Source organism: Paenibacillus sp. FSL W7-1279, assembly GCF_037969845.1.
Classification (GTDB): domain Bacteria; phylum Bacillota; class Bacilli; order Paenibacillales; family Paenibacillaceae; genus Paenibacillus_AQ.
On record NZ_CP150215.1, the window covers coordinates 862,997 to 887,764 of the forward strand.

A 24,768-nucleotide genomic window follows, 5' to 3' on the forward strand; every position below is an offset into this window, starting at 1 on the left:
CAACTTAAACGAAAAGGGGAGATCAAGGGATGAATCGAAAAAAATCTTCGGCGCTGCTGCAGCAGTTTCTTTTCGTGGGACCCTCCACTATTTTTTTCATCCTGATCATGATCATTCCGTTCCTTCTGGGTCTTTATTATTCCTTCACGAACTGGAATGGCGTGTCAAGCAAAATCGACTTTGTCGGCTTTGATAATTTTGTTACCATTTTTACCAATGATGATAAATTCCGTGATGCCTTCTGGTTCACAACCCGGTTTACGGTGCTTGGCGTCATCCTTACGAATCTGCTCGGATTTTTACTGGCGTACTTCCTGACCAAGCCGCTTAAAACACGGAACGTGCTCCGGACGATTTTCTTCATGCCTAACGTCATCGGCGGCCTGCTGCTCGGTTTTATCTGGCAGTTTATTTTTGTCAAAGGGTTTGCGGCGATCGGTAATGCCACCAACCTCGGATTCTTCAATCTGCCGTGGCTCGGTACGAAGGGAACTGCCTTTTGGGCAATTGTAATCGTTTTCGTATGGCAGACGGCCGGTTACCTGATGGTCATCTACATTTCCTCGCTCAACAACGTGCCGAAGGATATTCTGGAGGCAGCCGAAATCGACGGCGCGAGCAGAGGGCAGGTACTGCGGTCCATCATTATTCCGCTCGTTATGCCAGCGGTTACGGTATGTTTGTTCCTGGCGATTTCCTGGTCCTTCAAAATGTTCGACTTAAACCTATCCTTAACTAAAGGCGGACCGTTCGGCTCCACGGAGTCGGTGGCCATGAATATTTACAACGAGGCTTATACGAATAACCGTCTCGGGCTCGGAACGGCGAAGGCGGTCATCTTCTTCATCGTGGTTGCCATCATAACAAGTCTGCAAGTTCGATTCACGAAGAGCAAGGAGGTTGAAGCGTAATGGAGACCACGAGAAAATACCGGCTGAACACCATGGCCACGGAGATCATCATGATTATCGTAGCCTTGCTCTTCCTGGTCCCGTTCTACTTCCTGTTCGTGAACTCTGTCAAAACCTTCGGTGATCTGTTGACGGACTCGGCAGGACTCCCGACCACTCTTGAATGGAGCAACTATTCACGGGCGTGGGATATCACCAATTTCCCGCAGGCGTTCTGGAACTCGCTGGTCGTTACGGTAGCCAGCAATCTGCTGCTGGCGATGTTAAGTGCGATGACCGCGTATCAGATGGTTCGCCGGAACACGCGCTTTAACCAGATCATGTTTGCACTGTTTGTGGCGGCGATGGTCATTCCGTTTCAATCGATCATGATTCCGCTCGTGAAAGTGACGGCAACGCTGGGCATTAACAACAGCTTGTACGGGCTCATTATCTGTTACCTGGGCTTCGGAGTTCCGCTAAGCGTATTTCTGTTCCATGGCTTCGTGAAATCGATCCCGATGGAGATCGAAGAAGCCGCAACCGTGGATGGATCCAGCGGATACGGCGTATTCTTCCGGGTGGTATTCCCGCTGATGAAGCCGATGTTCGTTACGGTTATCATCCTGAACACCCTATGGATATGGAATGACTACCTGCTGCCATCCTTGATCCTGCAGTCCGCAGATCTTCGGACCATTCCGATTGCTACCTTCGCCTTTTTTGGGCAATATACCAAGCAGTGGGATTTGGCTCTGCCGGCGCTGGTGCTGGGGATCATGCCGGTCATTATTTTCTTCCTGGCCATGCAGAAATACATCATTGAGGGCATTACGCAAGGAGCGGTGAAGGGATAGCTGTCAATAGGTCAATTCCTTCCCCCTCACAGATCAATATAATCCCTGATTTAACGAAAAAAGGTTGATTATACTGGAAAAGTAAACGCTATCAACAAATGCAGTACACGATCCTTATAGAAGAAAAAAAGGGAGGATTCACAATGAAGAAATACGGTAAGCTGCTCCTGGTCATGGTTCTGGCTTTCTCTACGCTGCTTGCAGCCTGCGGCGGCAAGAATGAGGACAATCAAGGCGCTGATGGTGGTGCCGAGGGCGGAACGAAAACGATTAAGATTTTTCAATTTAAAGTCGAAATCGCCGAGGCTCTGAATAAACTGAAAGCCGAATACGAAAAAGAGCATCCCGGCATTAAGCTGGACATTCAAACGGTTGGCGGCGGTTCGGATTATGGCGCGGCGCTGAAAGCGAAGTTCGCTTCCGGCGACGAGCCGGACATTTTCAACGTTGGCGGATACCGCGATCTTGAAACGTGGTTCGAGAATGTTGAGGATCTCTCAGACCAGCCATGGGTGAAGGATGTTGTTGACGTTGCCAAAGAGCCTATGACCAAAGACGGTAAACTGTACGGACAACCGATGACGATCGAGGGTTATGGATTTATTTACAATAAAGATTTGTTTGAAAAAGCGGGAATCACCGAGCTTCCTAAGACGCTCACAGAGCTTGAGGAAGCAGCCAAAAAACTGCAAGCAGCCGGTATTACGCCATTCGTGAACGGTTACCAAGAGACCTGGATTTTGGCCAACCATTTGCTGAACATTCCGTTCGCCCATCAGGAAGATCCGAATGCATTCGTTAAAGGAATGAATGAAGGCACGGAGAAGCTGGTTGGCAACGCGAAATTCGACGAATGGATGAGACTGTTCGACCTCACCGTCCAATACGGCCAGAAGAACCCGCTGACGACGGATTACAACACGGAAATCACGACCTTTGCCAGCGGTGAAGCGGCTATGACCCAGAACGGGAACTGGACGCAAGTACAGATCGACGGCATCAATCCGGATCTGAACATCGGCCTTCTGCCGATGCCGATCAATGACAATGCCGAAGAGAATGACAAACTTCCGATCGGCGTGCCAAACAACTGGGTCGTGAACAACAAATCGCAGGTGAAGGATGAAGCGAAGGAATTCCTGAACTGGCTCGTCACTTCGGAGACCGGTAAACGTTACATTACGGAAGAGTTCAAGTTCATCCCTGCACTGACCAGCATCGAAGCAAACAGCGAGACGCTTGGCGATCTGGGGAACGATGTCATGAAATACAGCAAAGAGAACAAAGCGCTCAGCTGGGAGTTCAACAAATTCCCTGACGGCGGCATGAATGAATTCGGCAGCCAGATGCAAGGTTATGTGGCAGGCAATGTGGACAAGAACCAATTGTTCGAAGGCATTCAGAAATCATGGGAAAGCTTGAAAGCGAAGTAACCACGAGGGTGGCGCTTATAGCGCTATGCCATCGAAATGATCCATTGACGTAATTGGGGCTGTCCCTAAGGGAATATCGAGTCATCAAAACAGTTTATGCATTATAAAAGGTCGAAGACAGACTCATTTCGAGCGCTGTGCTTCGACCTTTTTATTTATTGGTAATAGCTTTGTGGCACCGTCTTTATCGTTGATAAGCATGCCCTGTGGCTAAGGGGAAGGAGCAGCGGAGCATGTTTATGACTAATAATGATTTCGGATCAGCAAATAAATAATGAGACCAACAACAGGGAAGAACAACAAGCCGAGCACAACCAGAATCGCAAATTCAGGGCTGCGGCCTTTTCGCCGGGCGTCATTATAACCCCATACGCAGACGGCAATGTGAAGAAGGAAGAAGAATAATCCCAGTAATAATGTCAAAATTCCGATAATACCAACGCCAACAAAACTCATAATGAAATACCCTCCCGAACTCTAATTGTATGATCTACATACGGTCGATCGGCATTAGGGTCGCATAAAAACGAAAAAATTTGGGGTTTTCCTGCTGGCGGTAACCGGAGATTGCATAAGATTACGGATATTTTATTAACCTATATAGGAGAAATCTGCAATACATAGATCGCTACGAAATAGTAAATACATGGTATGATAAAGGTTGACGTTATTTTGGCGTGAGAACGATTTCGCATCGTTTTGAAATGTTGAGACTATCGTATAAGATAGTAATAATATCTATAAAGCAGGAAAAGACGGGAGACAACGATGAATCAACCGCTCTATGGCGTATGGTTAGGTGATGTATTCTTTTGTTTTTCCGGTGAGGTTTCGGAACCGAGAGTGGATGCTTGGAGCCGCGTGGTCCGTACCTTTCGCAGACCGGATGGAATCCGTCCCTTCGCTAACGCTTCCCTCCGGCTTGCCGAGCTCCGATATCCGGCCAAAGTTCTCGGATCGAAAAGCGCACGGCGTCCGGAACGGAAGACACTTGGCGGACGGACGATGGAAGGGCTTGCTCTGACACCGGGAGACGCATTTCAATTGCTGATCTCGCTGGATCCTGAGTATTACCAGACTCAGGGACTAAGCGTTGGTGAAGAAATGGAATATTGGGTACAAGCGAGCAGATTCGCATTGGAGCTGCTCCTGCAAGGGAAGTTTGCACCAGGGACGGCCGAGGTTCCTTCCGTAGGCAGGCGTCGGACAACGATGCAAAATATAAAGGCGGTATGGAAGCCGCAGCTGTCTGCCGAGGATGGCGCGCGCTTTCTGCAGCTGGCAGCGAATATCCCGCCCATTGCGATTGGGACGCCGGCAGCTCTTGCCGGATTCGATCCTTCTACTCGTGAGGAAGCAGGGGCTATTGTGCTGTATTCTTTTCTGTGCGGCGTGATCGACAGCCAAGTCCGGGCGGCTGTCCGCGAATCGGAGGATAAGCTGCGGACCTATCTGGCGAACTACCGGCGGGGACAATCTCCGCTGGCCGAGCTGTGGTGGAACAGCCTGTTGACCGTCAGTCGGGACATTCCCATTCAAGGGACGGCTGAGGAAGTGAGCGAGCTGGAGGAAGCCGTTGAACGTGTTGGAGGGACGGCGTTTCCTTATGACAGCGGGGAGGATCAGCCTCCCGAGAATGGGACCATTGGACTTGGGCTGCGGCTTGAGCCGCCCCTGGATGAGAGCCGGAAGGACTGGAAGGTGTCCTTCTGGGCACGCAGTCAGGAGGATGAAGGCTTATCGATGCCCGTCCGCAGCATCTGGGGAAATCCGGAATCCGATCAGCTGATCCGCGGACGGATGTATTCTAGGGTTCAGCTGCAGCTGTTGATGAAGCTGGGAGAAGCGGCAGAGCTGGCACCGGAGCTGGCCGCTGGCTTGTACGGACGTGCTCCCGAGAGCGTGTCGCTGTCGCTTGACCGCTTGTCCACATTTATGAAGGAATCGGTTCCAAAATTAACGGCAAGCGGAGTCACGGTTCAAATGCCTTCACGATGGAGCAGGGAAGGGCGCCGCCGCGTCGGCTTATCCCTCAAAATGATGCCGGATGCAAGACCATCCGGCGAAGCGCATCCTCTGCCGGTGCTCGGCATGGAGCATCTGGTCAGCTTTCAAATCTCCGCAGCGATGGGAGGCCAATCCCTGACGCGCGAAGAATTGAAGTTTCTGGCCGAACAGAATCTGCCCTATGTCCAGTTCCGCGGGGAATGGGTTGAGGTGGATCTGAAGGAGATCAACCAAGTGCTGCGGTTCATGAAGCGCCATGAGAAGGGCGAGATGGAGCTTGCGGAATGGATGCATCTTAGCGCGGATATGGATGGAGAGCGCATGTGGAAAGGTCTTTTTATCGAGGAAGTGGAGACAACCGGTCTGCTATCCTCCTTACTGGATGGCGAAACGGCCCGGAAGCTGCCGTCTCGCCCGATTCCTTCCTCGCTTCACGGCGAACTGAGGCCGTATCAGGAACGGGGGTACCAGTGGCTTAGCGTAATGCGCGATTTGGGATTTGGTGTTTGCCTTGCCGACGATATGGGACTTGGAAAAACGGTACAGGTTATAACCTGTCTATTAGAGCGTCTCAATACGGAATCGGCTGGCGGTCCGGTGCTGATTATTTGCCCGACTTCGCTTCTGGGTAACTGGCAGCGGGAAATCCAGCGATTTGCACCGGATCTGACCTTGCATGTGCACCATGGCGTTCGACGTCTGCGTGGAGAAGACTTCCTGCAGGAAGCAGCCAATCATGATATCGTGCTGACCACGTATCATTTGGCGGGAAGAGACGGCGGTGATTTATCCGCTATCCAGTGGTCAAGTGTGGTGCTTGACGAAGCACAATATATTAAGAATTACCGGACGAAGCAGGCGCAGAGCGTCATGAAATTATCCGCGCCTCACCGCATTGCCATGACCGGAACACCGGTGGAGAACCGTTTGGCGGAGCTTTGGTCGATCTTTCATTTTCTTAATCCGGGATATCTCGGCTCCTTTAACGCCTTCCGTCAGCGATATGCGCCGGGAGAGGGACAGCAGGAGAGATTCCGCGAGCTTCATAAGCTCGTATCTCCATTCATGCTGCGCAGACTCAAGAGCGATCCGGATATCCGCAAGGATCTGCCGGAGAAACTGGAATTGAAATCGTATTGCCCGCTGACCGAGGTTCAAGGTGCGATGTACCAAGCGGTTGTCGATGAGATGATGGGACAGATCGAAAGCCGGACGGGCATGGCGCGCAAGGGACTTGTGCTTTCATCCCTCACCAAGCTGAAGCAGATATGCGATCATCCGCAGCTGCTTCGACGCGACGAAGGACGTGCGGTGCGTGCGGAGTCCTCGGGCAAAATGGAGCGCATGCTTGAAATTCTCGACAGCATCGCGGATGTTGGAGAATCCGCGCTGATTTTTACCCAGTATGTAGGCATGGGTGAATTGCTGGTAAGCATGCTTGGGCGTAAATACGGGAAGGAGCCGTATTTCCTTCATGGCGGGGTGCCCAAACGGGAGCGGGATGAGATGGTACGGGCGTTCCAGGCAGGCGAGGGGACCGAGTTTTTTGTTCTGTCGTTAAAAGCCGGGGGCGTAGGTCTGAATTTGACCCGTGCGAACCATGTGCTCCACTATGATCGTTGGTGGAACCCGGCGGTTGAGAATCAGGCGACGGACCGTGTGTTCCGGATCGGCCAGCATCGCAACGTTCAGGTGCACAAGCTGATTTCTCAGGGAACGCTGGAGGAACGGATTGACGAGCTGATTGAACAGAAGAAGGCGTTGTCCGAGCAGGTGGTCGGGTCGGGCGAAACATGGCTGACGGAAATGTCGGACGGTGAGCTTCGCCAGTTGATCGAGCTGCAAGAGCAGGATTGGATGTAACCGGATTGCATACGGCGTGTGAAGCAGCGTAAAAAGGCATACAAAAATGGACGCCAAGGAGGTGTGGGTTATGGAATCTGCGGAATCGGCCGAACGGACCGGGCTGGTGATCGAACCCGGATGGTTAAAAGGGAAAGTGGATGGAGCGCCCGAATCATCGGGGAGCTATGAGGTCAGCGTTCAGGTAAAGACGCTGAGCCCTGCTGCCCGCGAGGCCGTGCTGGCTTATCTGGAGGAAGACCCGCAGGCGCTGTACCGCCTGCTTGCAGGGCAGGACGCCCCTTGGCTGGCCGAGCTGGCGCCGTCCCCCCTGCAGGGCGAAGAGCCGGCCGCCTCTGCCCGCTGCACCTGCGGCCAAGCGGCCTGCGGACACGCCGCAGCCGTGCTGGCTGCCGCAGCCCTGCGGCTTGCGGCTGAGCCGCTCCAGCAGCTGACGCTGCTGGGGCTGCCGCGGGAAGCGCTGCTGGCCGGCGTCTTTGGCGCCTGGGCCAAAGCAGCTCCGCCGCAGGTAGGCGGCTCTGCCGCAGAGCAGGCCGCCCGCGCGAAGGAGAAGGTGCCTTCCGGCCCTTCTCCGGGCGAATGGGTGGCCGAAGCGGCGGCCGAGGGCCGATTGCACCGGCCCGGCCCGCAGCTTAGTGAGCTGGCGGTGCAGCTGTCACCGCCGCCTCCGGCAGATCAGCTGGGCCCAGTCGGCGACTGGACAAGCTTACTGCCAGGCGTTCGCGGCGCGTCCAAAGCGCTCAGCGTGATTGCCCGCGGCGCGGCCAAGCAAGCCGAGCAGAAGCGCCGCAGCTTAAAGTCGCCGTAAGGGTTACCAATCCATCACAGCATTGTAATGAATTTGATAGATACGGCGCCATAAATCGGGGCAATCTGCCGGATATTTGACGTAAACGGAGATTATCCGGGATGTTTCGACAGCCGCTCGTTTGTTCTGCTCATTCTGATTAATGTACAATGGATGCAGGACAAACCGTGGGAAAGGAAGAAGCCATAGATGAATGCATTTTCGGGAAAACGAACACGATTTACAAGCGCAATGCTGTCATCCTTGCTGTTAGCAGGAGCCATTCTGGCAGGCTGTCAATCGGATGATGCCGGTTCCGGCAAGGAACAGGGTCAGGAACTGCAGTCGCCGGCTGAGGGCCAGGAAGGAAACACACTTCCTGAGGGCGGCGCGGGCAATGAAGAGACAGGGGCTGAGAATCAGCCGGCGGATCCGGTCATGGCGAAGCGGAGCGAGAATGCGCTTCAGGCCACGATCCAGGAAAGCGGCGGCAAGCAGGTTGTAACCAACGCAGAGGCGATGACGGTGGTTGTGAATAAGCAGCGCAGCTTGCCGGATGGTTATGAACCAAGTGACCTCGTGGAGCCGGATGTTCCATTTTCTTTTGATGAGCCGCACGAAAAACGGCATCTGAGAAAAGAAGCGGCGGATGCGCTCGAGGAATTGTTCGCTGCGGCCCAAGCAGACGGCATCGAGCTCCGGGCCGTATCGGGATACCGTTCTTATGCCCGTCAAAAAACGATATACGAGAACAATGTTCGTACCAAAGGGGAAGCCGAGGCTAATCGTGTAAGCGCGGTGCCGGGTACGAGCGAGCATCAGACAGGCCTTACAATAGACGTGTCCAGCCCTAGCGCAGGCAATGCGCTGGAGGAAGCGTTCGGGCATACGGAGGAAGGGCAGTGGCTGGCGCAACGCGCGCCGGAATTCGGCTTTATCATTCGTTATCCGGAAGGGGCCGAGGATATTACCGGCTATGTATACGAGCCGTGGCATATCCGTTATGTAGGCAAGGATCTGGCGCCGGATATTGCCGACAGCGGCTTGACGCTGGAGGAATACTTCGATGAGGCAAACATTAAACTGTAAGCTGTGCTAATAGTCGTAGGATAAACGGGACTTTTTATCCTTGTACCCCGGCTTGCGAATCTATAAAGTAGAACAGGACCTGCGCAAGACCGGGCGAAGTTCTTGTTATACGAATGAATCCCGGGGCGGCTTGGCTCCGGGATTCATTCGTATTTTAAGAGATAAGAAAGCATACACTTCAGAGGCTTACCATTCTGATAGTCTTTACTTATTTAATGGCGAGTCCTCATAACCGGGATCATCGTAGCCGGTGTCGGTCAGCTTGCCCATGATGTTCATGTCCTCAATGGTTTTGCGGGTGCGTTCATCCCCATGTTCATGGAGAAAGTGGTAGAGGTTGATCGTTCGTTCATCGTATTGCTCGGCAGCATCGTCATGATCTGCCGACTTGTAAGGGACGAATGTGCGTTTAAACGCATACCGATCGCTGCTGCTGACTTCATAGAGCAGCCCCCTCAGCTTTGAGACCTCTTCATCATCCATATATACGACATATTCGTTCGAATCGTTCGGCACATCCTGGATCAGGTTGTGATTGACTGAAACATAATACGTCTTTTTATCGTTTGTCATATTAAATCCCTCCAGTCTTCGGCAGCTAAGGGCTGCACGGAATAGGATGCTGCTGCGGCCGACAGTATCCGGCATTGTACTGTCCAGTTTTCTAATCATATACACGTTCGGGGCCGGGATGAATCAGCCGTGAAGTTGGAAGGGGCTTCCTTTTTCACATGGGGCAAGGAATTTGGTATGATAGAATCACCATGGCGGCAGTATACTGGACGATGAGGAGCATGGATCATCACATCGAGTAGTAAGCGATCGGTAAAAATATGGGATGGCCGGTTTATGGCTAGTTAAAAATCGTTAATAACCTTAATGAAGTGATATGACAATGTGCCGGCGGACTGCCGGTCAATCGGGATATGAGAAAGAGGAGGATTCATAAATGAATATTTTACAAAAGCTTAAGGATGGAGCCAACCGCGCAACGGAAAAGGCGCAGCACGTGGTGGAAGTGAATAAACTCAACAGCCAAATTTCCGAAATCGAACAGCAGAAGAACTCATATTACTTACAGATGGGTAAAGTGTTCTATGAGGGCTACCGTCTGCAGGACATGACGATGGCAGAAAAAGAAATGGTTGAGCTTGCGCAAACCTGCGATGGATTGCAGGAGCAAATCGAAGCGATTCGGAACCGCATTGCGGTCCTCAAGAATGAACGGGTCTGTGAATGCGGACGGGTGGTCGCGCTGGATGCGAATTTCTGCCCGTACTGCGGAAACAAGCTTGCTAATTTGATACACCCTGAAAAGTCAGCATCGGACGGACCAAGGGAGTCTGAACGTAAGATCGTGTTTGATAAACATGAATTTGCAGCGGCTGAAGAACAACAGGAACAGGATGAATTGTCTGCCTACGACTACCGTTCGAATCCGGATCCATACGAGCCGGACATGTACGAGCCGGAGCCGGAACGGCAGCACGAGGAAATGGATCTCTCCGAACCTGAGGTTGATCCGGAACAGCTGCGTATCGAGCAGGAAGAGCAGGAGAAGGAGCGCCGTCACTGGGAAGAACTTGAGCGGGAGCGGGAGCGGCAGCTGGAACTGGACCGCCGCATTCGTTTCTGGCAGGAGAATAACCAAAGTCAGGACTATGTTGGTGATGATGAGGCGACGCGCGATATGGTGAAGTGCCAGATTTGCAGTGTCGACCTGCCAAAAGGCTCGAAATGGTGTCCGCGCTGTGGAGCTGAACAGATTTAAGATATAGGGATTCGGACGATCATGCCCTTGCGCGAGGTTAATAAGACAGTGTGAATGATAGAGCAAGCGTTCGAGCATCTTGGGAGGACTAATATTATGGAACAATTGCTGCATCATTTGCGGAATTTGGGATTTACGGAGATTGAATCGAAAATTATGGTAGACCTTGCCGAGTATGGGCCGGCGGGTGGTTATGAAGTGGCAAAACGACTTGGAGCTTCGCGTTCTAATGTCTATGCAGCCATGCAGCGTTTGGAGCGGCAAGGGGCACTTGAGCGAATGGACGGGGAACCCGTCCGTTACCGTTCGCTGAAACCGGAGGAATTGACGCGGATGATATCCGGCCGTGTGGAGGCATCACTCGCTTTTGTTGAGAAGAGCTTGCCGCGAGGAAGCGGCACGGCCGCTCCTTTCCTCAGTATGGAGGGAGATCAGGCGGTGCTTGATGTGCTCGTCCGGGAATTGAAGCGAGCGAAACAGGAGATCGTGGTTGACGTCTGGCGTGAAGAAGCTTCGCTTCTGCGTGAACCGCTGGCTGAGGCGGAGGCTAGGGGTGTTAAGGTGCTGTGGGCTTGTGACGGCCCGGACCAGGGTCTCTCAAGAACGCTGGCATGGTCTGGGTGGAACGGACTTGCGGAGCGCCGGGGAGGCGGCCGGAAATTCTCCTTTGTTGTGGATCGGCAGTGGTGCATACTAGGGATGCGCGGCGGGGAATATGATACAGGGGCGGTTATCACGGAGCATCCGGTAATGGCGGAGCTGCTGCTGCACCATTTTACTCAAGAGATGGTATTGTTCCAGCTTGAACAGGATATGGGTGAGCAGTTGGAAGCCCGTTATGGAGAGCACTTTGGTCTGATTCAGAGCCAGTATCTTAATGCGGAAGCCGACGCTGAAGCACAGGATGACCAGACTGCGGAATCGAAATCGGGCGCGGAGTATGAAGCTGATTCTGACCCAATGGACGGGGATAGCAATCGTAATACGGCCTAGGGTTCCGACTGGCACATGAAGAGGCCCTTCCAGAAGTGACTTTTATCACAGTTAGGCATCATGGTTCATCGTACAATGTAATAAACATAAAGATAAGGAACGCCGGGATTTATCTTGGCGTTTATTTGCTTAAGATCCGCAGGCAGGCGGGAATGAAAGTTGCAGCTGGCAAGAGGATAAATGCGGTGGTCTTTAATCGCAATCATGACAACCAAGAGAAGGGGGATGAATGAGCATGGAATGCATCGTTCATTTTACAGTGGGACATAAGGAAGGACCCAAGAAGCTCCGAGGATTGATTTTTGTTGATAAAGGAGAGAATCCTACAGGTCAGCAGCTGCTCGATATGTTTCATGAAATGGAGTATAAGGTGGTACCTGACCCGCAGGATGAACTTCTATTTAAACCGGAAAATCCCGCGGAAAGTTATACTTATATACGTGTGAACGAACTCGATATGGGTCAGGAAAAATATACGGAAGACCGCAATCTGAAATCGCTGCTGAATGAGCTGCTGCCTAAACAGCGCACGGGCTTGTAACGAATAAACCCATCTGCCTTCCGCTGACATCCGCTGGGATTTGCAAAACCCGCTTGTTATAATGGATGTACGGAAGGGGATGGAGATGTTTATTTTTGCAGGAATCGCAGCATTATTGATTTACGGCTTGCTGGTTTATTATATTGGCCGAAGCGTATGGAGCTGGATGAAGCCAGGTCCGTCCATTGTGCTCAAATGGATATACATAATGGTGCTGACCGTTGTTTCGACATCGTTTATTTCAGGACGGTTCTTCGGCAACCTCACGGTGCTGAGCGTGATAGGATCGTATTGGATGGCTATTTTCTATGTCCTGATCATCCTGCTCCCGTTGATGCACATCATGCTGTGGCTGCTAAGATTGACGGCATTGCGAAGAGAGGGCCTGAAGAAGGCGGCGGGATTTATCGTGTTGGTGCTATTGGTCGTTGTGATCGGCTTCGGTTCTTTTAATGCCTATAGTCCAACGGTTCGCGCATATGATATTCACGTGGACAAGGACGCCGGCACAATTGAGGAGCTGAATATTGTCATGGCGTCCGATATGCACTTCGGCGTCCTGTCAGGTAAAGCCCACGCTGCGCGTATGGTGAAGGAGATTAATGACTTAAAGCCGGATCTGGTATTGTTCCCTGGCGATATCATCGATGACGATCTGGATGCCTATTTAAGCCAGGGGATCGATCAGATCCTGACCGGTATCCAGGCAACGTATGGCGTGTATGCCTCGCTTGGCAATCATGACCGGTTCGAAGGCGAAATGCCGGAACTGATCGCGGCTCTTGAGCATAGCGGCATGACCGTGCTGTATGATGAGAAATTGACGGTCGAGGGTCTGACGCTGGTTGGCAGACGGGATAAACAGGATCAGGAGCGGGCCGAGTTGTCCACGATCATGGATGGGGCCGATCTATCCAAGCCGATCTTTGTGCTCGATCATCAGCCGAATGCGCTGGAGGAAGCACAGCAGCAGGGCGTAGACCTTATCGTTTCCGGACACACGCACCGCGGGCAGGTATTCCCGGCGCATCTGATTACGCAGGCGATGTTCGAGAATGATTGGGGGTATCTGCAAAAAGGTCGGATGCATTCCATCGCGTCCTCGGGTTACGGTTTCTGGGGGCCTCCGATTCGTCTGGGTTCCCGCTCCGAAATTGTACAGATCCATGTTACATTTCAATAGATGATATTGAGGGATGAAGCCACCTGTGAGGTGGCTTTTTTTCATGTCAGATATTTTGGGAAAATACTGTATCCAGAAAGGACCGGATTATTGTATGATCTTTGCTAGATATACACATTGAGTGTAGGGAGGTAAACGGGTTGCGATCGATTCCGTGCAGGAAGCTTGGAATATTGGCAATAGCCGCTGCCCTAGTTGGAAGCGGATTAGCGGGAACCGGGGCAATTGAGACGGTATCCGCGGCACCCATCGTGGTTAAGGAGGGGCTTAAGAACAGCAACGGGATGCCTTTAGGTCAATCGGTTACGGTTGCAGGAGGGCCCGATCATGTCGCTGGCCTATCTTCGTCACTGGCTGCAGAAGGACTGCGGCAACCAGGGAGCGTAGCTTGGCTGCCGGATGGCTCCGTTGTTGTATCCGATACGGAGAATCATGTCATTCGCAGGATAAAGGACGGGCAGAGCACCATTCTTGCAGGGGCATCCTTATCCTACAAGCGGGACGGCGGAGGACTCCCGATCGGCGGTCTGCTGGACGGACAGGGAGAGCGTGCTTTTTTTAACCGGCCGTCCGGGATTGCGGTGGATGGAAACGGACAATTGTACATAGCCGATTCAGGCAACCATGCGATTCGTAAAATCGACCAAAATGGCGAAGTAACTACCATAGCGGGCAGCGGACTTATGGGTCTTAAAGACGGCAAGTCTAAAGATGCCCTGTTCCATGAGCCGCAGGATATCGCCGTTACCAAGGACGGCATTCTGTATGTGGCGGATACCTTAAACCACGTCATCCGGCGGATTTCGCCAGACGGGGAAGTGATGACGATTGGGACCCCGTCCACGCGTGCTGTGCAGATCCGGGCTGGTGTCGTCGCGTTGGCGGGAGACTATAAGAACGGTTCTCTTACGGAAGCTCGATTTAATGAGCCGGCAGGGCTAGCGCTTGATGGTAAAGACAATTTGTATGTCAGCGACTCGGGCAATCACGTGATTCGCTACATCGATTTTGGGAAGGGGACCGTATCAACGGCTGCAGGCAGCGGGCCATCATCCGGATACTACGATAAGGACGCTTTATACGGCAATCCGGGTTATCAGGATGGAGACTCGAATGGAGCACGCTTCAACTCGCCCCGGGGATTGACATGGAGTGCGGACGATGGGCTTCTCATTGCAGATTCCCGTAATCATGCGGTCCGTCAATTGAAAGGGGAGCAAGTAACCACCCTGACAGGCGGGATCGGAGGCTACGTGGATGGAATTGAAAGTGAAACCCGGTTCCATTCACCAGCCGATATTTCGGTGGCTGCGGGCGACGGGGCACTATTTATTGCGGATCAACGCAACGGGGCTGTCCGGGTATGGTCCGGATACAAAGCTCCCGAAGCATGGCAAGCAGGAAAAGGGATCACGGCTGCTTACGGAGATCAGGTAACCGAACTGGGTGACTTGTCTGTTATACAACAGGGGCAGATGATGGTGCCCGTCAAAACGATAGGCAAGCTTCTCGGGTATCGTATGAGCTATCATGCCAAGAATAAGGAATTAACATTGGCTCGAGGCGAAGATGTGATCACGCTGCAAGCCGGAGGTCAATATATGACCCGGAAACAGGCAGGAGAAGAGGTTACCAGGGCAGAGGCTGGAATTAAGCCGTATATTGCGAATGACCAGATGATGGCTCCGCTTCGAACGGTGGCAGAACTGCTGGGGAAAGATGTGCAGTGGAACGCCGGTGACAAGCTGGTTATCATCCGGGATTTGGCTGAACGAGAAATAAAGCAGGGGGACGTTAGCTTCAGCACTTCGAACGTTACGCCCCGACGCATGCAGATCGTGGAAATCACCGGTTCGGCCAAGATCCGTTACGGCGGGTATGCGCAGGTAGATGCCTACAAGGGAATGATCCTGGGTGAAGGCGATGAAATTGTTACCGGCTCTGGCATAGGAGGCGCGAGGCTGCGGCTTGTGGATACCGGCGATGTCATCACATTAGGCAATGACACGAGATTGGCTGCCGAGCAGCTTCGCAAGGTTGGCATCTCCAACGTGACTCGACTGAATTTGGAGGCCGGGCAAGCTTATTATGATGTCACCGACTTGACCCGGTCGACGGATCGTTTCGAAGTACGTTCCGGTTATATGACGAATAGCGTGCGAGGCACGCATTTTATAATCACGGTTAATCCATTAACGGGAGCGACAACCGTAGCAACGGCTAGCGGGAAAGTCACGAGTACAGTGACGCCGACAGGCAAAGACGGCTCCATGCAGCCATCAGGCCCAATAACCATTAGTCCAACGCAGCAAATTTCGATAGGCGGTTCGCAAGAGGGACGGCTCCCTGTACAATTTATCGATATTGAGGATTTGATAGGGAATGCCTCGCCGGAAGTCATTGCGCAGCTAATTAAGAATAAGAACGACATCGACCGGGAGAACGAGGAGCTCCTCAAGAAGATGCGGCAAGAGTTACAGTCAGGACAAAGCGGAAACGTCGCCCAGGACTTGAGTGTTAAATCTCCGGATGATTTGTCAAAAGTCGCAGATAATTTGGATAACCTCATCGGAAACATCGTGAAAGAAACTCTGGACAAGAAAAAAGTAAGCAAAGAGGAACTGGATAAACTGATTAAAGAAGCAAACACGGATTCGGGCAAGAAACTTGATCTTGGCCAAGTGAAAGACTTGGATAAAACAGCTGGACTCGACCCTGCACTGGAGCAGGTGCGCTTGGAAGCACTGAAGCGCCAACAGGACGAGGAAAGAAAGAAGCTCGAGCAGCAGCAGGATCGGATGGAGCAGCTGCAGCAGCATCTCGGCGATATGCTGGCTAAGCTCGAGCAGCAGAAGAAACAGCAGGATGAAGCTAACAGGAAAGCACAGGAAGAAATGAAAAAGAAGGCCGAAGAGCAGCTTCTTCAATCCTTAAGCGCAGAGGAGAAGGAACGGTTTCTCCAGGGCAAGAAAGAGGCAGAGCAGGAGAAAGGCGCTCGGCAGCCGACGCCGGTTAGTCCGGGCGGTGGCACGGGATCAGGAGGCAGCATATCGCCGCCTGTAGCCAGTCCGCCTGTGACTGGGCCCCCAGTGACTGAGCCTCCGGTGACTGAGCCTCCGGTGACGGAACCTCCCAAGCCGGAGCCGCCGTTACCTGATCGATCTGTAAAGGTCATATATAGCGATGATATGAGCGGTGAACTATCGGCACGTCCAGACAATTATTTTGGATCCATTCATTTTGAAACGAAAGGCTTTGCCGATGACCTGGAAGTTCAAGTCAGGGTGACGCTGACAAGGGATGGAAGTCCGGTTGTTGGACTCCCTGTCCGTCATGGCGAGCAGACGGTGGAATCCAATGCAGAGGGAAGCTTTATGCTGCAGTCAGTTGAAGGTACCGGCTTTAAGTTAAGCGAGGTCGCTTCACCGGATACTCCGCTGGAGTTCTATGCCGAACTGCTGGATTCCGGAAGTTATACGGAGAAGATCGAACTGCTTGAGGTCAAAGAAGGCCAATTGACGGTGCTTGGAGAAAGCGTCCGTTCCATCCAGGTCAGCCCTTTCTCGCAATTCGAATTCATTGGCGAAGGCCCGTTTCCGGCAGCCATTGATATGTATTGGGGCTTTTATTCCAAAGCGTACGGACTGAGCGAGGACACCAAGATTGGTTATGAATTGACGATACTCGATGACAATGGTCAGCCGGTAAATCTGGGCGTACTCGGATTCCGGATGAATCCGCATGAATCCGTAACCACCTTGACGGAGCCCGGGTATGAGATCGTCGCTCCCGATAGTGAAGGGGTATACCGGGTGAATGCAGGTTTAACGGCTGGGGATATGGATTTGGAAGGGAATGGGAGTGATATCCTGTTCCGCTGGCAGCAGGCTCATGTTGGAACATATACGCTTCGAATCCAGCTCGTTGATGTAAGCGGCGATGTACCCCAGTCCATTGGTGATCCTCTGGAATGGATAATTGAAGTTATACCTACAAGTTAATGCTCTAGGAAGGCTGTCCCATGAAACTTATGGGGCGGCTTTTTTTCGTTTAATTGACCGGTAGTTTATTATTTCCGTAAATTTTCACTTTATTTTTTCATAGGGAATGCGTTATACTTCATTCATTCGGAAATATTACATTTACACGTAAGCATTCTATGGTACACGAATCATACATTTTCTCGTATAGGTGCAGGAATTGGCCTGCATGTCTCTACCCGATCACCGGAAATGATTGGACTACGGGTTATAGCAGCAGCGGACAAGCCAGGTCAATTCCATTTGACTTCTATGGCTCAAGGTGCGTTTTTGCTGTTTATGCCCATTTGTTTCTTTCCCGGCGATTCGGTGAGAGGAGGAAGTGGGCTTTTTTGCTTGGAATGTAAACAAATTTAAGGGGGAGCATCATGCAATTACTGCAGAACAAGGTGAAAGAGGAAGGCATTGTATTAAGCGGACAGGTACTGAAGGTGGATTCGTTCCTGAACCACCAGATGGATCCGGTATTGATGAAAGAGGTAGGTAAGGAATTTACACGATTGTTTAAGGAAGCGAACGTGACTCGTGTATTGACCATTGAATCCTCCGGCATCGCGCCCGGCATTATGACCGCCCTTGAGATGGAAGTGCCTCTCATCTTTGCACGGAAGCAGAAGTCGCTGACCCTCCGTGAGGATATATTTGTGGAGAAGGTGTACTCCTTCACCAAGCAGGAGACGAACGAAATTACGGTCGCGAAGAAATTCATCAAGCCCGGCGATAAAGTGCTGATCGTGGATGACTTCCTTGCCAACGGCGAGGCGGCATTCGGGCTTGCCCGAATCGTAGAGCAGGCGGGTGCAGAGGTGGTAGGCATCGGGATCGTTATTGAAAAGGCGTTTCAACCAGGAGGACGTTTGCTGGCCGAAGCGGGTTATCGGGTAGAATCGCTCGTACGGATTGCATCACTTGAAGATGGCGTAGTGACATTCGCATAGAACGAAAGCTAACAATTTATTGGGGGGAATCAAGAAGCCATGGAACAACAGAAACAAGCGGTGCAAGAACCGATTTTCGATAAAAATCGGAGTCCGGGCAAAACCTTTTCGCTGGGTTTGCAGCATGTATTGGCAATGTACGCAGGGGCAATCATCGTACCGCTTATCGTTGGCGGGCAGCTCGGCTTAACGACGGAGCAGCTGACGTATCTCATCGCCATCGACCTGCTGGCGTGCGGGGTCGCTACTTTGCTGCAGGTATTCGGCAACAAATACTTCGGCATCGGTCTTCCGGTCATGCTTGGCTGCGCGTTCCAGGCCGTAGGTCCGATGATCATTATCGGACAGCAGCACGGGATGTCGGCTATTTATGGAGCGATAATCGCTTCCGGTTTATTTGTCATTCTGTTCTCCGGTTTATTCGGCAAGCTGATTAAGGTATTCCCGCCTGTCGTTACAGGGAGCGTTGTTACGATTATCGGTTTGACGCTGATCCCCGTAGCTTTAACTGACCTTGGTGGTGGGCAAAGTGCAGGGGATGAGTTTGGCAGCGCGCTTAACATTTCCCTTGGCTTCGGCGTTCTAGCCTTCATTATTATCATGAATCGTTTTGCCAAAGGCTTTTTGCGTTCGATTTCCGTTCTTTTGGGTCTCATTCTCGGCACCGTGGTAGCTGCATTCTACGGTGGAGTGGATTTAACCCCGCTGCGCGAAGCCGGCTGGTTCCGTGCTCCGCAGCCATTCTATTTTGGCACGCCGGAGTTTAAGATCGTTCCGATCATGACGATGATTCTGGTGGCGATTGTCAGCGTTGCCGAATCGACGGGCGTGTTTATGGCGCTTGGCAAAATCGTGGATCGCGATATTACCTCCAAGGATCTGTCCCGTGGTTATCGTGCGGAGGGTCTTGCGATTGTGGTAGGCGGTATTTTCAATTCGTTCCCTTATACCACATACTCTCAAAACGTGGGCCTGATTCAGATGAGCCGTGTGAAGACACGCGATGTGATTGTGGTGGCTGGCGGCTTGCTAGTCTTGATCGGATTCGTTCCGAAGATTGCCGCCATGACGCAGCTTGTACCGACTTCGGTTCTCGGTGGGGCCATGGTAGCCTTGTTCGGCATGGTTGTATCTTCCGGTATTCGGATGTTAGGAGATCAAGTAGACCTTAACCGTCACGAGAACCTGTTCATTATTGCGTGTTCTGTCGGCATGGGCCTTGGTGTAACAACCGTGCCGGGTCTGTTCGCAAGTCTGCCTGACAACCTGCGCATTCTTGCCGATAACGGCATCGTGGCCGGCAGCTTGACCGCGATTGTGCTGAACCTGATCTTTAACGGCTTGAAGTATACGAAGCCCACTCATACAGAGCAAGGTGATACCGCAGAAGGGCATGCTGCATAACCAATGCCCACTGTAAGCAGCCGGACCTCCGGCTGTTTTTTAGTTAAAGTAACAATCTCAGAGGCTAACCTCCTTAGATCGTAAGAAAAACTTCCTTAACTAGCGGTTTGGCTTCTGCAGACAGGACGTCGATAGACGGTTTTCCTTTGATACTGGTCCCGTTCGTTCCAACCAAAAACGACTGCCTCCATAGAATGGAGGCAGTCGTTTTACGTGATGAATAAGCGTTAGACGCGCTGCATTTGTTTCTCTGCAATATTGCCGATCCAGGGCAGCTTGAACCATTTTCCCTGAATGGCGTTTGCCATAAGCACCAGCCACATCAAGACGCCGACCAGCGCCAGAAGGGCGGAGGCCAGAAGGCCGATGATGGGCACCGCGCTCGACAGCAGGTGAGCGACGGCGAGGATGCCGAAGGCCAGCAAGGACTGCAGCGCGTGGAATATGACGTAGCGGCTTCTCTTTTCTAATGAAAGAAACAGAATTCCTCCGACCATGGGAAAAAAATAGCACAGCGTAGCGGCCAGATTCTCGGGAAGTCCTGTGGACGATTTGAAAGGGGACATCTCATCAACTCCTTGTCTTAGACCGGTTCTGGGGTAGGGCAAGCTTTATTTATACCTTACCTTATGAGTCGATGGGACAAAGTATGATGGTTAAATCCCTAACTTATTTCATTTTCAATTGCAGCAGATATTTCACGAGAGCATCCTGCTGCTCCTGCGTGAACCCGCTGCTTTCGTCCACCCAAAATTCATGTCCCTGACCGGTGACATGGGTGTCTCTCAGTCTTGAATCCTTGCGGTTCGCCTCGACGACCTGCTGTCTCAACTTACGGTCTATCAGGGCTTTAAGGCTGTTGTAAGGGTCAGGGTGAATCCCTTTCATCAGGGTCTGCGATACGCCGGTTTGCGTCAGCTTTGGCCCGACTGCTACGCCGCCGTCGTGCAAATACGGTGCAGACCAGCGAAGACCGATCAACCCTTTGACCTTATAACCGCCGCCCGATGTATGGCCGAAGCCCAACTTGATCTGCTCCGGGTCGATATTATCCAGCGGGATTTTGGTTATTTTGGCATCCGGAGGGATTGGGACAGGCGTGTCGGGCGGGTAGAACTCCGAATCGCCAAAAGCATTCCGCGTTCGCTGGAAAGCCTTTGCCCTTGCAGGCTCGGTACCGATTTCAGCCGCGCGCATAACGTGGTTATTCGTATAGAAGTCACCAGCGTGGCAAGTGATGCATTGCGCTTTTTTGAATACTTCCGCTCCGAGGTTGATCGTCTTGGCATCGGAGATATCCTTGGCATCCGTTTCCGGCGGACGGATCGTATTCTGATAGGCGGACATGGCGTTCACCTGCTCCCCGGCTTTGAAGCCCGGCGAGCTGATGTACAGCCCGTTCGGTGCGATGGCTGAAACCTTCGGGAAATTCGGAATCTTAACAACCTCATTCACGCCGGGGGTGCCGGGATTGGGATCCAGCCGGTTAAAGAATTCGGTGGGCTTCAGCCCGCTGCCCGGATCATAGCGAAACTTGCGATAGGCTGCATTTTGCAGAATGGTGCCCACATAAATCTCTTTGTCGATTCCCCACATCGGTTCGCTAACCTCGGTTTGACTCAAGGTATCCGTGTTCTGGGCATGAACATTGTTGCTGAAGGTGCTTAGCCCCTTGAAGGGGCCCGCGGCAGCGAAGCCGCTCCAGCTGTATGGATGATCGCCCTTCGTAAACATATCGGGAATTTGGGTCACGTCACTGACCAGATCCGCGGTTGTATCGAACGTGCCGGGCATCCATTTGATGAGATTTTCGTCAACGGCTTTTTCCAGCAGGGCGGGATCCGGCAGCGCTTCGGTTTTTCCTTTGGAGTTTACAATCGTACGCTGCTCGTTCTTTACATAATCCACCAGGCTGGTAATGTCCGTATGGGTAAAATAAGCCGCGCTATTCGGGGCCAGTGCCAGCATGAAACCGAGGTTCAGATCGGAGTTGGGCGCGCCCTCGACGATCATTCCCGTTTCACGGTTGACGGTTGCATGGCAGGCCATGCAGCTAACGCCGATGCGAGCCGTGCCTTCGGCATATTTAAATGTGACGCCAACGGGGGCATAGGCGCCTTTGGCTACGTCAAAGCCGGTATCAATCTTATCCCCCTTGCGGTAGGTCTTGCCGCCGATCGTTACATCCTGATCGAGTGCAACGCGCAAATTGGTTGTTCCCCGTCCTTTTAACTCGGCGAGGGCTTTTGCAATATTATTCAGCTTCATCGGACCGCCGATGATCCCCACAATATCAGTTAAAAACACCTCATTGCCAAAAGATTCCTCATACAATGTACGACGCCCTAGGGCAAGCAGTTCTTTTGTCACCTCAACGGCGCCATGGGCGGCTGTTAAGCGGGGGTCCTGATCCTTCAGGGCGGTACCGGGAACCGTAAGCGTCTTGCCCCAGATATCATACTGGCGAATGAAGCCCGTTTGCTGGGCTTGGATTTGCGTAGTATTCTCCAATTTATGTGCAGGCGGTATATAGGCGTATTCCGGCTCCACGATATTAGCAGCAAGCCATAAGGCCCCTACGACGGTGATCGGGATCAGCCATAGCAGAAGCCGCTTCGATTTTCGCATGTCTTATCACCCTTTTTTATGAGCAGATCTGATGAATCATCTCTTCACTGCCGATATACAAGGGCTTTAGTCTACATGCACATCATGGCGCAGCGGCGATTCGGCATTAACCTGCTTATCAGGGCCTTTCTCTTTCGGAACCAGACGCTCGTCTGTCCTGCCTTGATGGTGGTTTTCAAAATCATACTCCGCCAGCCGCCACTCCGTGGAGCCCTTCTGGGGATCGAACGGGAATTCTTCTCCGCGTTTTAAATATTCCTCCCGTCCCCATTCATTTGTGTATGTCCCGTCTACTTCAACCTCTTCTCGCGAAATAGGGTGGAGATCCTTGTCTTTTCCGGACATGTCGCATGCTCCTCTCAGGCTTGATTTTAGAAATGATTCATATCGCATAAAGTAACCAGAAAGAGGAGGTACTATCCGCTGAAGTTTGTAAGGTAAGTCAGATTACGGTTTTGGGAAAGAACCGGATGCTCTAAGTGTAGGGATGGCCACAGGACGATCTGTCAGCTGCCTGACGGTGATGCAGCAGGTTTTGACTTTAAGTCATCAAGAATATAGCGCTCCAGCAGAGAGCGTGGGTTCTTCCAGCGGCTGACCTTGCTGTCGGCAGTAAATACGACGACCGTATCCAATTGGGGAAAAAGGTAGATTTGCTGCCCTCCATGGCCGTGTGCAAGCGCGAAGGGAGACCCGTTCTGAATGCCGGTCCACCACTGAAATCCGTAATCCCCAAAGGCGGGATAGCCCTTGACCTGCGGAGCGAGGGCGTGCTTAAGCCATGATTCCGGGATGAGCGTGGTGCCTTGCCATCGTCCCCCGTTCAGGCAGCAAAGACCGAACTTGGCCATGTCGCGGGAGGTGAGATAGAGGCCGACGTGACCCATGCTGTGGCCCTCGGGGCTTGGGGACCAGGCGGCATGGCGAATGCCGAGCGGCTCGAATAAATATTGTCTGGCATAGGCGTAAGCATCCATTCCCGTAGCCTCGCTAATGGCAACGGAGAGCAGATGGGAATCCGTGCTTCGATATTGAAAGAGGCCCATTTCCTGTTCCATGACAGGGAGAGATAGCGCGAAGCTCGTCCATTTCCGGTTGCGGTGGAATCGGTGAATGAGCGGCTCCCCTAGCTTTTTACCGGTTTGCCACGCAAAACCTGAGGTCATCGTCAGCAGGTGATGAAGGGAAACCTTGTGTAATAGCGGATGGGCTCGTTCGGGAATATATCGATGCAAAATATCCATGACAGAGGAATTCAGATCAGGTAATTCGCCGCGTGAGTGGGCGATGCCGCATAACGCTGACGTAAAGCTCTTGGTGGCGGACCTGAGATCGTTCAGCGAGGAAACGCCATGACCGTTGTAATAGCGTTCGTAGATAAGTTTGCCGGCATGCAGCAGGAGAAAGCTGCGCATTTTCGGATATTGTTTCTGAATGATCAGGTCGACCTGATCAAGCGAATCGAGGTGCAGCCCTGCCTCATGAGGCTCAGCGGCAGGGATAGGTGATCCTAAATCGACAGGGGAATGCAGGATAGACTGTGAGTTCGGCATGAACTGTAGACCTCCTTGAGTCTAGAATATGTTATGCGTATCTATTTGTGATATTCGCTGATTTCGAGATCGCGGGAGCTGCGTTTGAATGTATCTTAACCAATTATGGGGATAAAGGATGACCTGATGAAAAACATAGCGCTAAAAACATTTTTTGGGAAAGATGAAACAAACAGAAGAATATGATATAATATATTAATGATTCAGTTGCATGCTGTTAGGGTATGTATAGTGTCAGGTGCATTGGTAAGTTGCTGAATATCAACCTAATGGTCACCGTAAGAACTGCAATATGGCTTCAACTTAATGAGGTAGATCTTTTCGGCATTCTCTTTAAACGGAGTAATTTTATTCCACACGTTTTGGGAGGGATCCATCATGGCAACGAAAGGTCACAATGAGGTTAAGGAAAGTCTGCGGGAAATGACACGAATTTTCCGGCCTAAAGATCCGAAAAAATTTGTAAAGGAGTATGTCCGGAAGTACCATATTATGGGGGGCTATGAAGAAGAGCTTACACTTGTTGTTGAGCATGAACTTGGCAAGCTGAATTCCTCCGTTTCGTAACCTGTAATAGCACCTGGTCTATAGAAATAACCAACACGCATCGCATCTTCACCTTGTTAATGACTAATGATATGAACCAATTTAGAGTTTATGGTTAAACCGTTTTTGGGGCGAATGTCCCGAAAGCGGTTTTTTTGCGTTTGCCAGCCTCCGTTAAGTGAACAGACTCATCTCCTCGGAAAGTCTATTTCCTGGGGGAATTTTGCATCTGTCCCTACATATAT

General features: G+C 51.9%; 20 protein-coding genes and 1 riboswitch. Of the genes, 14 read left to right on the forward strand and 6 right to left on the reverse strand.

The features are described 5' to 3' along the window. Positions 1-29: 29 nt before the first annotated feature. The 3 genes from MKY82_RS03690 (at position 30) to MKY82_RS03700 (ending at position 3,180) form a co-directional block, all read left to right on the forward strand. Positions 30-911 (forward strand): sugar ABC transporter permease, encoded by an 882-nt coding sequence (locus MKY82_RS03690; protein ID WP_071222084.1) that lies wholly within the window; start codon positions 30-32, stop codon positions 909-911. After that, positions 911-1,747, forward strand: coding sequence for a carbohydrate ABC transporter permease (locus MKY82_RS03695; protein ID WP_339295512.1), 837 nt, complete (start codon positions 911-913; stop codon positions 1,745-1,747). Before MKY82_RS03690 ends, MKY82_RS03695 begins: the two co-directional genes overlap by 1 nt. Before the next feature lie 143 nt (positions 1,748-1,890). Further along, entirely contained in the window at positions 1,891-3,180 is a 1,290-nt protein-coding gene (locus MKY82_RS03700) for an ABC transporter substrate-binding protein (RefSeq protein WP_071222082.1), read from the forward strand. 243 nt (positions 3,181-3,423) lie between these two features. Here the strand turns inward: MKY82_RS03700 and MKY82_RS03705 are convergent, their stop codons facing one another. Further along, a complete protein-coding gene (locus tag MKY82_RS03705) occupies positions 3,424-3,636 on the reverse strand; it encodes a PLDc N-terminal domain-containing protein (protein ID WP_194540797.1) in 213 nt (70 codons plus the stop codon). Between the two features lie 312 nt (positions 3,637-3,948). On the opposite strand from MKY82_RS03705, the gene MKY82_RS03710 reads away from it, so the two are divergent. The 3 genes from MKY82_RS03710 (at position 3,949) to MKY82_RS03720 (ending at position 8,926) form a co-directional block, all read left to right on the forward strand. Beyond that, the gene (locus MKY82_RS03710) at positions 3,949-7,050 is read left to right on the forward strand and encodes a DEAD/DEAH box helicase (protein ID WP_339295513.1); all 3,102 of its coding nucleotides are present in this window, start codon (positions 3,949-3,951) and stop codon (positions 7,048-7,050) included. 70 nt (positions 7,051-7,120) lie between these two features. Further along, the gene (locus tag MKY82_RS03715; RefSeq protein WP_339295514.1) at positions 7,121-7,858 is read left to right on the forward strand and encodes a hypothetical protein; all 738 of its coding nucleotides are present in this window, start codon (positions 7,121-7,123) and stop codon (positions 7,856-7,858) included. 189 nt (positions 7,859-8,047) lie between these two features. Beyond that, positions 8,048-8,926, forward strand: coding sequence for a M15 family metallopeptidase (locus tag MKY82_RS03720; protein ID WP_194540800.1), 879 nt, complete (start codon positions 8,048-8,050; stop codon positions 8,924-8,926). Positions 8,927-9,130: 204 nt separating this feature from the next. Here the strand turns inward: MKY82_RS03720 and MKY82_RS03725 are convergent, their stop codons facing one another. Further along, on the reverse strand, positions 9,131-9,499 hold the full coding sequence (locus MKY82_RS03725) for a hypothetical protein (RefSeq protein ID WP_194540801.1): 369 nt from the start codon (positions 9,497-9,499) through the stop codon (positions 9,131-9,133). A gap of 376 nt (positions 9,500-9,875) precedes the next feature. Here MKY82_RS03725 and MKY82_RS03730 point away from each other — a divergent pair, with 376 nt between their 5' ends. From MKY82_RS03730 to MKY82_RS03760, 7 genes are all read left to right on the forward strand, one after another. Then, positions 9,876-10,697: a zinc ribbon domain-containing protein gene (locus tag MKY82_RS03730; RefSeq protein WP_339295515.1), complete on the forward strand. Its 822-nt coding sequence runs from the start codon at positions 9,876-9,878 to the stop codon at positions 10,695-10,697. 96 nt (positions 10,698-10,793) lie between these two features. Continuing rightward, entirely contained in the window at positions 10,794-11,690 is an 897-nt protein-coding gene (locus MKY82_RS03735) for a TrmB family transcriptional regulator (protein ID WP_194540803.1), read from the forward strand. Between the two features lie 235 nt (positions 11,691-11,925). Further along, positions 11,926-12,231 carry a hypothetical protein gene (locus MKY82_RS03740; RefSeq protein ID WP_194540804.1) on the forward strand — a complete coding sequence of 102 codons (306 nt, stop codon included), beginning with the start codon at positions 11,926-11,928 and terminating at the stop codon, positions 12,229-12,231. An 85-nt stretch (positions 12,232-12,316) separates the two neighbouring features. Next, positions 12,317-13,414, forward strand: a complete 1,098-nt coding sequence (locus MKY82_RS03745; RefSeq protein WP_339295516.1) for a metallophosphoesterase — start codon at positions 12,317-12,319, stop codon at positions 13,412-13,414. 140 nt (positions 13,415-13,554) lie between these two features. After that, a complete protein-coding gene (locus MKY82_RS03750; RefSeq protein WP_339295517.1) occupies positions 13,555-17,415 on the forward strand; it encodes a stalk domain-containing protein in 3,861 nt (1,286 codons plus the stop codon). Between the two features lie 162 nt (positions 17,416-17,577). Further along, a riboswitch (purine riboswitch) is annotated at positions 17,578-17,678 on the forward strand. Positions 17,679-17,822: 144 nt separating this feature from the next. Continuing rightward, on the forward strand, positions 17,823-18,392 hold the full coding sequence (locus MKY82_RS03755; RefSeq protein ID WP_009593434.1) for a xanthine phosphoribosyltransferase: 570 nt from the start codon (positions 17,823-17,825) through the stop codon (positions 18,390-18,392). A gap of 39 nt (positions 18,393-18,431) precedes the next feature. Beyond that, on the forward strand, positions 18,432-19,796 hold the full coding sequence (locus MKY82_RS03760) for a nucleobase:cation symporter-2 family protein (RefSeq protein WP_194540807.1): 1,365 nt from the start codon (positions 18,432-18,434) through the stop codon (positions 19,794-19,796). 227 nt (positions 19,797-20,023) lie between these two features. On the opposite strand, the gene MKY82_RS03765 is transcribed toward MKY82_RS03760, so the two are convergent. The 4 genes from MKY82_RS03765 to MKY82_RS03780 all read right to left on the reverse strand — a co-directional run bounded on the left by MKY82_RS03765 (position 20,024) and on the right by MKY82_RS03780 (position 23,977). Next, on the reverse strand, positions 20,024-20,362 hold the full coding sequence (locus MKY82_RS03765) for a hypothetical protein (RefSeq protein ID WP_071222068.1): 339 nt from the start codon (positions 20,360-20,362) through the stop codon (positions 20,024-20,026). Positions 20,363-20,465: 103 nt separating this feature from the next. Beyond that, positions 20,466-22,424 (reverse strand): electron transport protein, encoded by a 1,959-nt coding sequence (locus MKY82_RS03770; RefSeq protein WP_339295518.1) that lies wholly within the window; start codon positions 22,422-22,424, stop codon positions 20,466-20,468. A gap of 66 nt (positions 22,425-22,490) precedes the next feature. Then, the gene (locus MKY82_RS03775; RefSeq protein WP_194540809.1) at positions 22,491-22,769 is read right to left on the reverse strand and encodes a transposase; all 279 of its coding nucleotides are present in this window, start codon (positions 22,767-22,769) and stop codon (positions 22,491-22,493) included. A gap of 161 nt (positions 22,770-22,930) precedes the next feature. Beyond that, entirely contained in the window at positions 22,931-23,977 is a 1,047-nt protein-coding gene (locus MKY82_RS03780) for a serine hydrolase (RefSeq protein WP_339295519.1), read from the reverse strand. A gap of 378 nt (positions 23,978-24,355) precedes the next feature. Here MKY82_RS03780 and MKY82_RS03785 point away from each other — a divergent pair, with 378 nt between their 5' ends. After that, a complete protein-coding gene (locus MKY82_RS03785; RefSeq protein ID WP_006208082.1) occupies positions 24,356-24,544 on the forward strand; it encodes a hypothetical protein in 189 nt (62 codons plus the stop codon). Positions 24,545-24,768: the final 224 nt, after the last annotated feature.